Origin of the sequence: Microcoleus sp. D3_18_C2 (assembly GCF_036702395.1) — a bacterium.
Taxonomy (GTDB): domain Bacteria; phylum Cyanobacteriota; class Cyanobacteriia; order Cyanobacteriales; family Microcoleaceae; genus Microcoleus.
Genome location: NZ_JAUBTG010000005.1, coordinates 131,470 through 145,853, shown reverse-complemented (window position 1 = coordinate 145,853; position 14,384 = coordinate 131,470). Strand labels below are relative to the sequence as shown.

The window sequence follows — 14,384 nt, the reverse complement described above, 5'->3', positions numbered from 1 at the left end:
GCGATAAAATCTAAGATTGAAATTCTCAAATCTGAAATCAAGACATCATGGTAAAACTGACACCCAATCCCAGCTTTAGTTTAACAATTCGGGTTGCTCTGCCGAACCAGCCGGGAATGCTCGCAAGAGTCACCAGCGCGATCGCATCTGTCGGCGGCAACTTCGGCCAAATCGACTTGATCGAGCAAACCCGCGCCACTACCGTTCGCGATATCACCGTCGATGCTTACAGCCTCGAGCATAACGAAGAAATAGTGCAAGCAGTGAAAGCACTGCCAGATATCAGAGTGATCGACGTGTACGATCGCACTTTCAACTTGCACCGCGGCGGAAAAATCAGCGTAGTTAGCAAAATTTCCCTCAAACGCCAGTCGGATTTAGCTATGGCATACACTCCAGGAGTGGGCCGCATCTGCACGGCGATCGCCAATGACCCGCAACAAGTTTATAACCTCACAATCAAACAAAATACTGTTGCCATTGTTACCGACGGTAGCGCAGTTTTGGGACTGGGAAACCTCGGCCCTGCCGCCGCACTGCCAGTTATGGAAGGCAAAGCCATGCTATTTAAAGAATTTGCAGGTATTGACGCCTTTCCTATCTGTTTGAATACCCAAGATACTGAGGAAATTATTCGCACAGTGCAGAATATCGCCCCGGTTTTTGGCGGCGTTAATCTCGAAGATATTTCTTCTCCCCGCTGCTTTGAAATCGAAGCAAGATTGCGGGAAACCTTAGATATTCCGATTTTTCACGACGACCAGCACGGCACTGCGATTGTTAGTTTGGCAGCATTAATTAATGCCTTGAAAATCGTCAAAAAAACCATCTCAGAAGTGTGTATCGTGATAAACGGAGCCGGTGCGGCCGGAGTCGCGATCGCCCGGTTGTTGCGTAAAGCAGGTGCCCAAAACATCATCATGTGCGACTCCAAAGGCGTCCTCTCCGAAGACCGCACGGATATGAACCCAGAAAAACTAGAATTTGCCGTGGCTTCGAGCGGTACTTTGGAAGATGCGATCGCCGGTGCCGATGTATTTTTAGGCGTCAGCGCCCCCGGCGTAGTCACCCGATCTATGGTGCGTTCGATGGCCGAAAATCCCATTGTTTTTGCAATGGCAAATCCCATTCCCGAAATTCAGCCAGAATTAATTATGGAAGATGCGGCGATCGTAGCAACCGGACGCAGCGATTACCCGAATCAAATTAACAATGTTTTGGCATTTCCGGGGATATTTCGAGGCGCTTTGGACTGCAAAGCGACCACGATTACGCCCACTATGTACTTGGAAGCAGCTTATGCGATCGCCTCTTTAGTCAGTCCTTCTCAGCTTGACAAAGAGCACATTATACCCTCGGTTTTTGACGAAAGAGTTGCCATTGCTGTCGCCGGTGCAGTACAGTTGGCCGCTCGATCCGAAGGTATTGCCCGCGATTAATTGAAGGAAGTTCGGCAACGGATTCGCTCGACGGATGTCACGGATGTCACGGATGTAATGGATGTCCGTCGGAAGAGGGAAGAAGGAAGAAGGTTGGAGGGAAGATACCATGTATAAATAAATGGTCTTTGTACCAGTTTTGTACTTCTTCTTTTGTGATTTTTCGGGTTTCTTCTCATTCCCTCTTTCCTCCTCCCCGGTGATTATTACTCACTTTTGTTTCCCCATCTTGTCTTTTTCCTCAACATCCATCCGTTAAATCCCGATCGCGCGATCGTTGCCGAACTTCCCTCGAACCTCGAACCTCCAATCTCTTCCTTCTTCCCTCCAAGCTCAGCATCTATCCGTTACATTTGTTAAATCCCGTAGAGGGATCGTTGCCGAACTTCCTTCTTCCCTCTTTTTTAATTAAGGATAAAACTCACAGCAATAAACAAGATAATAAAGATATAATTAAATAAACCAAGTCCAGCTAGGTCAGATGCAAAGCCAGTTAGGAAAAGCCAAGCGCAATCGCTCCCGTTGCCAATTGTTAGAACTGTGCCCGATAGGGCTGGCATTGTGCCGGACGGACGGGACTTTTCTCGACGTAAATCCAGCTTTTGCAAGTATTATCGGCCGCACAGTTGCAGAAACTCTCCACCTCAACTATTGGGAAATTCAGCAAACACAGTGCGCGCGCCCAGAAAAATATCTAGAATGTCAAGCAAAAAATAGCCACACGCACCTGTGCGAAGCAGCATACAAACATAAAAACCAGCATCTCGTACCCGTGCGAGTTTCTGAGCGGGCAATTGAAACAGGGGGAGAGTGCGCGATTTGGCTAAGTGTTGAAGAAATCTTTAATAATCGGGATCAAAATAGCGCTCCGCTGGAATCAGCGCCCCCGCACAGCAATTCACATCTAGAAAAATTGCTGACAAAGCAGACTGCCGAACTGGAAAAAACTCAGAAACTACTCGAAGAAAAAATCGCCGAACTGGAGCAAACTCAAGAAAAATTGCGTCTCCAAAGTCAAATTATCGACCAAATTCACGAGGCGGTAATTTCTACAGATATGGACGGCTCGATCACCATGTGGAATCAAGCCTGCCAAAAGTTATACGGCTATGAAGCAACTGAGGCTATCGGACAGCACATTTCTCTAATTTACCCGCCAGAAGAACACGAATTTTTGTTACAGCAAGTCATCAAACCGCTACAAGAAAAAGGCGAGCATGAAATAGAAGTTATAACACGCCGTAAATCTGGAGAAAAATTTTACTCGCACCTGATGCTCTCGCTATTGAAAGACAAAATGGGAGAAGTTGTGGGGATGATGGGATCTTTAACCGATCTCAGCGTTTGCAAAGCTTTAGAACAAGAATTAGCACAAAGACAAGGACTATTTGATGCGTTTTTAAAGGAGGCTCCGGCGGGACTTTGTATTTTGGACTCGCAGTTGCGCTACGTGCAAATTAATCAATTTTTAGCAGAAATAAATTGCCTGAGTCCAGCAGCTCACATCGGCAAGACTGTACGCGAAATATTGCCAAATATCGCTCCCATAATAGAGCCTTTGTACGAAAAAATTTTGAGGACAAAACAACCATTAATTAACATAGAGATGAGTGGTGACAACCCCAGAAAGCCTGGGTTTGTCCGACACCTAACAGGCTCTTATTTTCCCTTGCTAGACAAAGATGGCGAGGCGATCGGCATCGGTGCAGTTGTAGTTGACATTAGCGATCGCAAACAAGCAGAAGCTGCGCTGCAAAAAAGCGAACAGCTTTACCGCACTATGGCAAGCAACATTCCTAATGGTGCGGTGATGTTGTTCGATCCAGAAATGCGCTACACGCTGGTAGAAGGTACAGAATTAGCCGCCGTGGGACTTGCAAAAGAATTGATGGAAGGCAAGACAATCTGGGAAGTATTCGAGCCAGATTTTTGCGCTGCTGTCGAGCCAAATTATCGGGCGGCACTGGCAGGAGAAACAGTTGTTACAGAATTTATTTACAGCGATCGCGTCTACGTCGGTTATACTTTGCCAGTCAGAAACGAACGGCAAGAAATTATCGGCGGATTGCTAATGACTCAAAATATTACGGCTCGCCAGTTAGCAGAAGAAGCGCTCAGAGAAAGCGAGGAAAAATACAGGTGCATTGTCGAGACAGCAGACGAAGGAATTTGGATGATAGATACGGAGGGTAAAACTACTTTTGTTAACCAAAAAATGGCTAATATGCTCGGCTGCACTCCAGAGGAAATGATCGGAAAGTCGCTATTTGCTTTCATGGATGCAGAAGGCATCGCGATCGCACAAATCAGCCTCGAACGCCGCCGTGAAGGAATTCGCGAACAGCTCGATTTTAAGTTCCGTAGCCGAGACGGCAGGGACTTGTGGGCGATGGTTTCTACTAATTCCTTGGTAGATAAACAGGGACGCTATATGGGCGCTTTGGCAATGGTTGCCGACATTACCGATCGCAAGCAAACAGAAGCCGCATTGCAGCAGTCGGAAGCCAAATTTCGATCGCTCTACGAATTAACCAGTTTGCCTGTTTTTATGTTATGTGACAATGCCATCACCGATGCCAACACAGCCACCCTAAAACTATTTGGCTGCACTACCCCGCAAGAGTTGTACGGCCAAAACCCTGGCACACTCTCGCCTCCTTTTCAACCCAACGGCAGAGATTCTTTGAGCTTGGCCCACGAAATGATCGCGATCGCCTTTGAGCGGGGAAAGCACCGTTTTGATTGGGTTCACCAGCGCTTAGACGGTACTGATTTTCCCGCAGAAGTGGTGCTGACAGTCATCGAGGTGGGAAATGAAAAAATTATCCAAGTAGTGATCCAAGATTTAACCGATCGCAAACTTGCAGAAGAAACTTTAGTGCGATCGGAACAAGCCCTCAGACAGCAAGCTCAGCGAGAATTACTGCTCAATCAAATTGCCAACCAAATCCGCACTTCTTTAGATTTAGACACAATTGTAGCAACCGCAGTTGAAGAAATTCGCAATCTGATGCACCTAGATTGGTGCATCTTCACTTGGTATCGCCCCAACACCAATCCTCCGGTTTGGGAAGTAACTTACGAAGCGAAGAATGCAGATTTGCCAAGTATGCTTGGCACTTATCCTGTAGAGGACAAATCTAGTCTCGCAGTGCGACAGATTTTGCGGCGAGAAATTCTGCGAATTGATGATGTCAGCACTTTTGAAGATGTAGAATTGCGCGAAGTTTTCCAGGCTTCAAATTTTAACTCTGTGCTGTCGCTGCCAATTCATACTGCAGCAGGCGATATTGGGGTGATTACCTGCTATCAGGCTATCTCCATGCGAAATTGGAGCGAATCGGAAGTCGAACTGATGCAAGCGGTAGTCGCTCAAATTGCGATCGCGATCGACCACGCTGAACTTTACACCCAAACCCGCCAAGCTGCCCGACTAGCTCAAGCTCAAACTCAACAGCTAGAAGAAACTTTGCGCGAACTCCAACGCACCCAAACTCAATTAATTCAAAGTGAAAAAATGTCGAGTTTGGGACAGTTAGTAGCAGGTGTCGCCCACGAAATTAACAACCCGGTTAATTTTATCTATGGCAATCTCAGCTACACCAGCGAATATACTCAAAACTTGCTAAAAATGCTGCGACTTTACCAGAAAGAATACCCGCAGCCTAGCGCAAGAATTGTAGATGCAAGGGATGACTTAGAAATTGATTATCTCATTGAAGATTTACCTAAAATTTTAGCATCTATGAAAGTCGGAGCCGATCGCATCCGCGACATAGTTTTGAGCCTGCGAACTTTTTCAAGACTTGACGAAGCCGAAAAGAAACAAGTTGACATTCACGAAGGCATTGAAAGCACACTGCTGATTTTGCAAAACCGCCTGAAACATAAAGCCGATTACCCGACAATTAATGTGATTAAAGAATACGGTAATTTGCCTTTAGTTGAATGTTATCCCGGTCAGTTAAATCAAGTATTTATGAATTTGTTGAGCAATGCGCTAGACGCATTGGAAATGGAGATGAAGAAATCCGATCGCACCGACAAAAATCTCGCAATTACGATTCGCACCCAAGTAACCGACAATAACAGCGTTGCCATCTGGATAGCTGACAGCGGCCCTGGGATGAGCGAAGATGTGCAAAAGCGCTTGTTTGACCCGTTTTTCACTACTAAACCCATTGGCAAAGGAACTGGCTTAGGATTGGCTATTTCGCACTCTATTATAGTAGAAAAACACGGCGGCAAGCTTTCTTGCAATTCTGTAGTGGGAGAAGGTTCCGAATTTGCGATCGAGATTCCTCTGCAGCAAAAAATAAATTAAAACCCAATGCAAAATTCCCAGAAACCGGGTTTCTTCCGAGATATTTTGCCACCCAACCGACATTTTCTCAGAAACCCGGTTTCTTAGACTTTGCTTCTAACCTAGATATTTTACGTAAACCCGATCGCACCTTGGCGTCTCCACACCAGTTGTCGGTAGATATCCACTATTTTCGTACATTTTTACAGCTTCTTTGAGAATGCTAGCAGTTTCTATCCAGATTTCATCAAAGCCGCGAGCGATAATTTTACTTTCCAATTCTTGCAGTAAAAATTTACCCAAACCCTGTCCTCTTGCTGCTGGCAAAATATACATTTTGCGAATTTCCACAGCATTATTTCCGCGCTCAATCGGATAGTAAGCCGCCGTACCGACTATTTTATCCTGCCGCTCAACTACCCAAAATTCGCCACCTTGATTATGATAATGTAGTTCTACATCATAGACATCTCGATCTGCCCCGTGAGGTTCGCATTTTAAACCGTACTCTGCTAAAACATCCCTAATTAAATAGAACGCCTCAGCGCGATCGCGGGTTTCCCATGAACGAATTAAAAAATCCAGATGTTGGGTTTTCATTGGTTATTGCAACGTATATTTATTTTTTGACTTTAGCAACTGTAAACTTACTCATTTTTTGTGTTTTACAGTTTTTAAATGCACCTAGCTTTTAACTGTGAATTCTCGGTTCGGGATGAAGACTTGCGAGCAACTCGCTCTCTACTAATGATAATTCCTCCAACCTCTGCATCACAATATCCCGATCGAAATAAGTTGTTGCTAAAATCCAATATACCCCGTAATGGCGCGCCTCCGAAGCCATCAAACTGCGGTAAAACTTAGCTAATTGGGCGTCGGGACAGCGATCGCCCAGCAGCCCCAACCGTTCGTGACTGCGCGCTTCTATCAAACCAGAAACCAACAAAGAATCCAAAAGTCTCTCCGGTTCCTGCTTGCGAATTTGGGCGGACAAACCGGCACCATAGGGAGGTGCAGCCAAAGGGCCCAAAGCAATGCTGCGCTGTTCTAACCGCTGGTTGACTTGCTCGAAATGCTCTAATTCTTCGCGGGCGATCCCCGTTAGCATCCTCACCAATTTTTCCTTTGCTGGGTAGCGAAACATTAAATTTAACGCTACTCCCGCCGCTTTCCGCTCGCAGTGAGAATGGTCTAATAAGATTGTATCCAAATGGGCGATCGCCTGTTCCACCCAAGCTTCCGAAGTCGGCTGTTTTAAAAACTTAATAGTTGGCAGTGTTGAAGTCATACCATTTTAGATTTCAGATTTTAGACTTTAGATTAGTCATTTTAGGGTGCGTCAGGTTAGGATCGCGAATTAAATAACTTATAATTTTAATTGTTATTGTGGGATGGGCGTCCCGCCCGTCCACTCATGACGGGCTTTCAGGCCCATCCCACAAACTTGTGGAAGTTATTTAATTCTCATTCCTTATGATGTTTTCTCACATTGCGGATTGTTTGGCCTGACGCACCTTATCCTATAATTAGCGCGTTATCCTATTTTACATAATTTTTCCAAGACCGCATACATATCACCCGCAAACTTTTTCGGATTCCACAGCGGCGACAAATTGGCTGGATCTTTAGATTTCACCAACTGTGATTTAATGGCATTTCTCAATTCACGCTCTTTACCCAATTTTACACCAACTTCCACATATTCCGACAAAGACAAAGCCACACCTGTTTCAATTCCCAAAGTCTGCAAAAACGAATAACCCATTCTCGACAAAAATTGCTCTCCTGTGCGAGTCACCACCGGCAAATTAGACCACAAAGCCTCTAAAGTTTGAGTTCCTCCGTTGTAAGGATAAGAATCTAACAACACATCTGCCAGCAAATAGATAATTCTGTGTTCTTCCTCAGTAGCAAACCTCGGCAAAAACTTAATTCGGTGCTTGCTCACTTTCTCAGCTTCGCAAGCTTGGTGATATGCAGCCTCAAACACCGCAGCATCGCCTAAAGCTTTGTGAATTAAGATACTGTTCGGCACTTCTTTGAGAATGGCAATTTGTGCTTTTACCAACTCGCGATTAAATTTTCTGCCGGGAGCCACGCACAGGTAAACTATCTGATCCAAACCGATCCGATGCGATCTTCTCAATGCAACGGGATCGACTCCATATCTCTGAAAACCCGACACCGCTACAAAGGAATCAGGCATCCTAATTAGCTGCTCGTCATAATATTTTTCCCTGTCTGCAGGGTGCGAGTGCCTGTCTGTAAGAAAGTAATTTTCCGGCGATATGTAAGGGGCGTCAAATCCCAGCCAAGAAACACAAACTGGTGCGGGTTTTTGGTAGAGAATATCAGCGTGAACTGGTACGCTGAGAGAATCTAAATCAACTAAAACGTCCAATTCATCTTGCTGAATTTGGTCGATAATTTCGGCAGAGTTTGCAATTCCGTTCGGGTAGGTTGTGGGAAAAGTCAGTTTGCCAAAACTTTCAAATTGCTGAGTTCGATCGTCAGGAATAATTCTTTCGGAAGCGTACAAATACACATTCGGCGTGATATCGGACAATTCGCGAATGATGTCAGCGCTGCACCAACCTACAGAATGGCGGCTAAAGTGATTGGACAAAAAGCCGATTTTTAACTGGCTGGATGGAACCGTTGGTTTGAAACTGTAATTTGCGGGTTGAGAAAAATTAGGTTTAATACATTGGTCGATATACTTTTGAGCAATTAATCTGTAAAGTTTTGAGTTGGCCGCCAAGTCATCTCGCAAATAGGGCGTGCTGAATAACAAGTTTGCATAAAGCGATTTAATTTCCACCGGGCTAGCGGTTTCTAAGTTTTGCTGCAAGTACGACTCTAGCTCTAAAAATCGATCGCCCGCAATTTGATTTAATCCCGACACTTGATAGGTGCTGATGAAGTAAATCGCGGTCATAATTGGATCTGTTTCGGCACACATTTGGCTGTAGTGGTGCACGGCTTGCCGCGCGGCAGCTAAATCGCTAGTATCTCTGAGGATGCCGCACAAATGTTGGTGGGCAGAAATAAAATCCGGTTTAATTTCTAGGGCTTTTTGAAGGTTGGGTATTGCCTCTTTAAATTTGCCCTGGTGGCGCAAAACTTGGCCAATTTGACAGTATGCTTCGGCTAAATCGGGTTTAAATGCGATCGCCTGCTTCCATGCAGCCACCGCCTCATCTAATTTCCCTTGCCGCGCTAATGTATCTCCTAAATTTAAGTGAAAATCTACCTGAGCAAGGTGGGGATTGAGTTCGAGAGCTTTTTGCTCGTAGGCTACCGCTGCATCCTGCTGCCCCTGCTGCTTCAGTGCCCCTGCCAAATTCCAGTAAGCAGCAGCCAAATTCGGTTTAAGTTCGATCGCCTTTTCATAATTGACAACCGCCTCCACCAAATGTCCTTGTTTGTAGAGCATACTGCCCAAATTAGCATAAGCCTCAGCAAAATCGGGATTCAGAGCGATCGCCTCGGAATAAAACCGCATCGCTTCCTCAATTTGGCCGCTTGCTTGCTGCACATTGCCCATTGTCACGTAAGCCGCCGCCCAATCCGGTTGCAATTCCAGAGCACGGCGACAAGCAGCGACGGCTGCTGCTAAATTGCCTTGAGAGTAATAGGTTTCAGCAGCGACTGTCAGGGATGCAGCATCTTCAAATTGGGGTGTTTCGGATTGGTTGCTAAAATCGGAATTCATTTGGCGGCCTATCTGTGCTATCAAGTTAAAGGTTGAATCTATATTATTTTGCAGAGTAGCAGTTTTAGCGGAACTACGGGCGATCGTCACAGAGAATTTATGAGCGACAAGCAAGCGACACAGCGCCAACATAACATCAAGTGGAAACCAAACCTCCTGCTGGGGATACTCTTGTTAACCTTAGCAATCCCCTTACCCTTTGCCCAAAAGACTTTCGCCCAGCAGCAGCAGACAGCCAGCTTTCGGCAGAAATTATTTCAAACTGCTCTTTATTTCACCCTATATTTTGAGGGCGGATTCAGCAATCACCCAGCCGATAAGGGCGGCAGAACTTATCGGGGCGTCTTGCAAACGGAATACAACGCCTACCGCTACAGTCGTGGGCTTCCGCCCCTCGACGTGACGCAGATGTCGGAAGCAGAGCTCCTAGAAATTTATAAATATTACTGGGATTCGAGCCTATCGGGCACGATGCAGCCGGCTTTGGCGATCGTCATGTTTGACACTGCCGTTAATTTCGGTATTAATAACTCTATTACCTTTCTTCAGCAAGCATTAGGATTGCCGCAAACGGGAGTTTTTGATGCCCGCACCAAGGAAGCGCTAAAAGGAGCGAATAATAGAAATACCGCGTTGCAAATGATTAACGAACGAATTATTTACCGCTACAAACGGGTACAAGAAGACCCGACTCAAATGGCTTTTTTCCGGGGTTGGCTGAGTCGCGATTACAGTTTGTGGGGTTATGTGAACAAGATTAAGAATTAACAGTTAACAGTTAAGCTGTGGAGCGTTTAAAATAGTATTGTATGGTGCAGGAGGGCCTCCGCGTTTCCCTTGCCGGTGGAAGCGATCGAGCCGACGCACCCTACAGGTTTCGTTAGTGGTTTAAATGCTCCACAGGTTAGTCCCTCTCTGCTGGGACGAAAGTTTATGTAGTAGCGGTTTTCAACCGCCGAGTCTTATCTGTTATGCCGATCGCATTTCCCACAGCCACAGCAGCCGATTGACAATGCTAGCGATCTTGTTGCAGAGTGATTCATCCGCTACCATTATCCCTCGATGTACTGAGTAAAAACACTCCGTCTTGCCGATGAATCGGGCGCCAATTTCCGAAATCGAAGGGACAACGAACCAGGAACAAGGAATTTTTTATTAAAATTTACACATACAAAAATTAGTCAATTCTCCCAAATGCCTTCTACATAAGAGCCTTCCACCTTCATTTGACGCTCTATCTAAAGTTAGGTAAAATAATTCATATTTTATGCATAGCAGCTTTGAGCAAATCTTCAGCAGCTTTGTATCTAAGGCAACAATATCACTAGAGTGTTTATTGTTACCTTTGATACGTAAAAACCAAATAATTAGAGGGAGCGAGAAATTGGAAGTTTTTGAACGATCGCAACAACGGCAAACGCCCTCAACCCGAATGGCTGCAGTCGAGTCTTTTTGCAAAAAAGCGAGTATTGCAGTAATGGCGATCGGCTGTACAGTCATTTTGGGTTGGATATTCGATGTGCAACTCTTAAAAAGCATTCTGCCCGGACTCGTTACCATGAAAGCCAATACTGCGGTATGCTTTATTTTGGGCGGGTTTTCTCTATTCATCCAACAGACTAGGCGCACCAAATTAACAGCAAGAAAGCCTCAAAAAAATTATAAGAAATTGATTTTATTATCCTCATTTTTAATTATATTAATTAGCCTATTAACCCTACTTCAATATAGCTTTAATTTAGACTTAGGCATGGACCAACTGCTATTTAAAGAAAGTTACACATTGACAATTACCGGAACACCAGGACGCATGGCACCGAATACTGCTGGTGCTTTTTTATTGCTGGGAACAGCGCTGCTGCTGCTGTCAGAACGTCGGCCTAAATACCTGCGGATTCAAATCTTAAGCTGTTGTGCATTTTTAATTGCATTTACGGGTTTGATAGGCTATTTCTACGACAAAGCTTTATTTTACCAAATTGGCAATAATACAGGGATGGCTTTGCACACATCCGCAGCATTTATGTTGCTGAGCTGCGGCATTTTATTTGCCAGTCCCGATCGAGGATTGATAGCAGTAATGACGAGCGATCGCGCGGGCGGCATCATGGCGCGGCGCTTGTTGCCACGGGCAATCATTATCCCACCTTTAGTGGGTTATTTCATCCTATTGGGAGATCGGTTACAAGCCTACACGCCGGAGGTAGGGATATCGCTGTTAAGCGTATTGAACGTGATTATTTTTACAGTTCTGATTTGGCAGAATGCCAAAACTCTCTGCAGCGCAGACCGGAAACGCTATCGAGCGGAACTGGGACTGAGAAAAGCTAAATTAGACTTAGAAAATCAAGTTGAGAAACGGACTATCCAACTGCAAATAACCAACGAGCAATTGCAACAGCAAATTTTCGACTCTCAAACAACAAAGCAGGCGCTTCAAAAAAACTACAATCTGTTGATGACAGTAATCAACAGTACGCCCGCAGCCCTATTTGTCAAAGATATTCAGGGCCGCTATCTAATGCTTAATGCTGCGGGAGCCAGTATAATTGGCAAGTCGGTAGACGACATTATCGGCAGAGATGACAGCGAGTTGTTTCCGCCGGAAATTGCGGAAAATATTATAAAAACCGATCGCCCAATTATGGCAGCGGGAACAACGGAAGCGATCGAAGAAGAGCTGCCCGTCAAAGGAAATTTGAGGATATTTCTTTCTACAAAAAGTGCTTACCGGGACGGCTTAGGAAAGATCAGCGGCATAGTTAGCATCGCGCGGGATATTACTGAGAGCAAACAAGCCGAAATCGCTAACAGAAGTTTAGCAGCAATTCTGGAAGCAACCCCGGATTTTGTAGGTATCTACAACCTCGAAGGACGCGCCATTTACATTAACAAAGCCGGCAGAAAAATGGTGGGTATCGGCGAAAACGAAGATATATCCAAGCGAAAAGTTGCAGAATTCACGGCAGCCTCAGCCCGCAGCAATTTGAAACAAGCGATCGCCACCGCTGTTTCCGAGGGCTTTTGGAGTGGAGAAACAGCCTTCGTGTCAGCATCGGGACTCGAACTTCCCGTCAGCCAAGTCCTCATCTCCCACTCCGCACCGGGCGGCAAACTCGCATACATTTCGACGATCGCCCGCGACATCAGCGATCGCAAACAAGCTGAACAAGCGCTGCAACTGTCTCAAGCTCGTTTCGCCGGCATTTTAGAAATTGCCGAGGACGCGATTATTTCTGTGGATGCTGACCAAAAAATTATCCTGTTCAACCAAGGTGCAGAACGGATTTTTGGGTGGACTGCTGCTGAGGCGGTCGGGCAATCCTTGAGCCTGCTGTTGCCCGAAGCTTTTGCCACCCCTCACAGTCACCTCGTCAGCAATTTCGGCGGAGGCGTTAAACAAGCCCGAACAATGGGCCACCGCAAAGAAATTTTCGCCCGCCGCCAAGACGGTACGGAATTTCCCGCCGAAGCTTCTATTTCCAAACTCGAAGTGGCAGGCGAAATCATATTCACAACTATTTTGCGCGACGTGACAGCCAGCCGCCAAGCCGAAGAAGCTGTGCGTCTGAGCGAGGAAAGATATCGATCCCTGGCCATGGCTACCGCACAGATGGTTTGGACGACAAACGCTAGCGGAATCTTCGACAAGCCTCAGCCTGATTGGATAGCTTATACGGGCTTGAGTTCTGAAGACAAGGACTACTGGATAAAATCAGTGCACCCAGAAGATCGCGATCGCACAATACAAGCTTGGAAGCGCGCCATAGAAACAAAAAGTCTCTACGAAGTCGAGCACCGCTTGCGAGCTGCAGACGGCAGCTACAGACACTTCTGGGTGCGGGCCGTCCCCCTTTTGGCAGCCGACGGCAGCGTTCGCGAGTGGGTGGGAACTCACACCGATATTAGCGATCGAGTCCAAGTTTTGGAAGCACTCAAGCAGTCGGAGGGACAGTATCGAGTGCAAGCAGCCGAGCTCGAAAAAGCTGTCCACGAGTTGCACCAAGCTCAAACTCAACTAATCCAAACCGAAAAAATCTCTTCTCTCGGCCAGCTAGTCGCCGGCGTCGCCCACGAAATTAACAATCCGATTAACTTCATCTACGGCAACATTACCCACGCCAGCCAATACGCCACAGACTTACTCAGTTTGCTCCATCTTTACCAGGAGAAATACCCAAATCCCGTCCCAGAAATTGTAGAAGCAGCCGAAGATATTGAAGTTGATTACTTAATGGAAGACTTTACGAAGATTTTGGAATCAATGAAAGTTGGAGCCGATCGCATCCGCGACTTAGTTGTATCCTTACGCAACTTTTCCCGACTCGACGAATCGCAGATGAAGCGAGTAGATATTCACGAAGGAATCGAAAGCACTTTGCTAATTTTGCAGCACCGGATCAAAGCTAATGTACTTCGTCCCGCTATTGAGATTATCAAAGAATACAGCAATTTTCCAAAAGTAGAGTGCTATGTAGGTCAGCTCAATCAAGTATTTATGAATCTTTTAGTAAATGCGATCGACGCCCTCGAAGAGTACAACAGCACTCATTCTTCAAAAGAAATATATGCTCGCCACAACCGAATTCGGATTAGCACAAGTGCGAATTCCGAGACAGTAACAATTCGGATTGCCGACAACGGGATGGGAATCAATCAAGAAGTTATTGGGAAGTTGTTCGACCCATTTTTTACTACTAAACCCGTTGGCAAAGGCACAGGCTTGGGACTGTCAATCAGCTATCAGATTATAGTTGAAAAACACCGAGGCAAATTGCGGTGTATTTCCACGCCTGGGGAAGGTGCAGAGTTTGTCATCGAGATTCCCATTTGCCAGGAAGTATCAGCGCTGGCTACCGAAAACACAAAGGAAATGGTCAATCTATTTTAGATTTTAGATTTTAGATTTTAGATTTTAGCATTGACT

At 45.8% G+C, this 14,384-nt stretch carries 7 protein-coding genes; 4 read left to right on the top strand and 3 right to left on the bottom strand.

All coding sequences use genetic code 11. The features are described from left to right. The first annotated feature begins 47 nt into the window (after window positions 1-47). Together QUA88_RS05655 and QUA88_RS05650 are read left to right on the top strand one after the other, a co-directional pair. Complete coding sequence (locus tag QUA88_RS05655) at window positions 48-1,439, top strand: malic enzyme-like NAD(P)-binding protein (protein ID WP_333051927.1); 1,392 nt, start codon at window positions 48-50, stop codon at window positions 1,437-1,439. A 481-nt stretch (window positions 1,440-1,920) separates the two neighbouring features. Beyond that, window positions 1,921-5,763 carry a PAS domain S-box protein gene (locus tag QUA88_RS05650; RefSeq protein ID WP_333270713.1) on the top strand — a complete coding sequence of 1,281 codons (3,843 nt, stop codon included), beginning with the start codon at window positions 1,921-1,923 and terminating at the stop codon, window positions 5,761-5,763. A gap of 96 nt (window positions 5,764-5,859) precedes the next feature. Here QUA88_RS05650 and QUA88_RS05645 read toward each other — a convergent pair whose 3' ends face one another. The 3 genes from QUA88_RS05645 to QUA88_RS05635 form a co-directional block, all read right to left on the bottom strand. Further along, window positions 5,860-6,342: a GNAT family N-acetyltransferase gene (locus tag QUA88_RS05645; RefSeq protein WP_333051923.1), complete on the bottom strand. Its 483-nt coding sequence runs from the start codon at window positions 6,340-6,342 to the stop codon at window positions 5,860-5,862. Window positions 6,343-6,433: 91 nt separating this feature from the next. Beyond that, a complete protein-coding gene (locus QUA88_RS05640) occupies window positions 6,434-7,030 on the bottom strand; it encodes a tRNA isopentenyl-2-thiomethyl-A-37 hydroxylase MiaE (protein ID WP_333051921.1) in 597 nt (198 codons plus the stop codon). 246 nt (window positions 7,031-7,276) lie between these two features. Then, entirely contained in the window at window positions 7,277-9,457 is a 2,181-nt protein-coding gene (locus tag QUA88_RS05635) for a tetratricopeptide repeat protein (RefSeq protein ID WP_333270709.1), read from the bottom strand. A 99-nt stretch (window positions 9,458-9,556) separates the two neighbouring features. Between QUA88_RS05635 and QUA88_RS05630 the strand changes: the two genes are divergently transcribed. Further along, window positions 9,557-10,225 (top strand): glycoside hydrolase family 108 protein, encoded by a 669-nt coding sequence (locus QUA88_RS05630; RefSeq protein ID WP_006634869.1) that lies wholly within the window; start codon window positions 9,557-9,559, stop codon window positions 10,223-10,225. A gap of 616 nt (window positions 10,226-10,841) precedes the next feature. Continuing rightward, window positions 10,842-14,348, top strand: a complete 3,507-nt coding sequence (locus QUA88_RS05625) for a PAS domain S-box protein (RefSeq protein ID WP_333051913.1) — start codon at window positions 10,842-10,844, stop codon at window positions 14,346-14,348. Window positions 14,349-14,384: the final 36 nt, after the last annotated feature.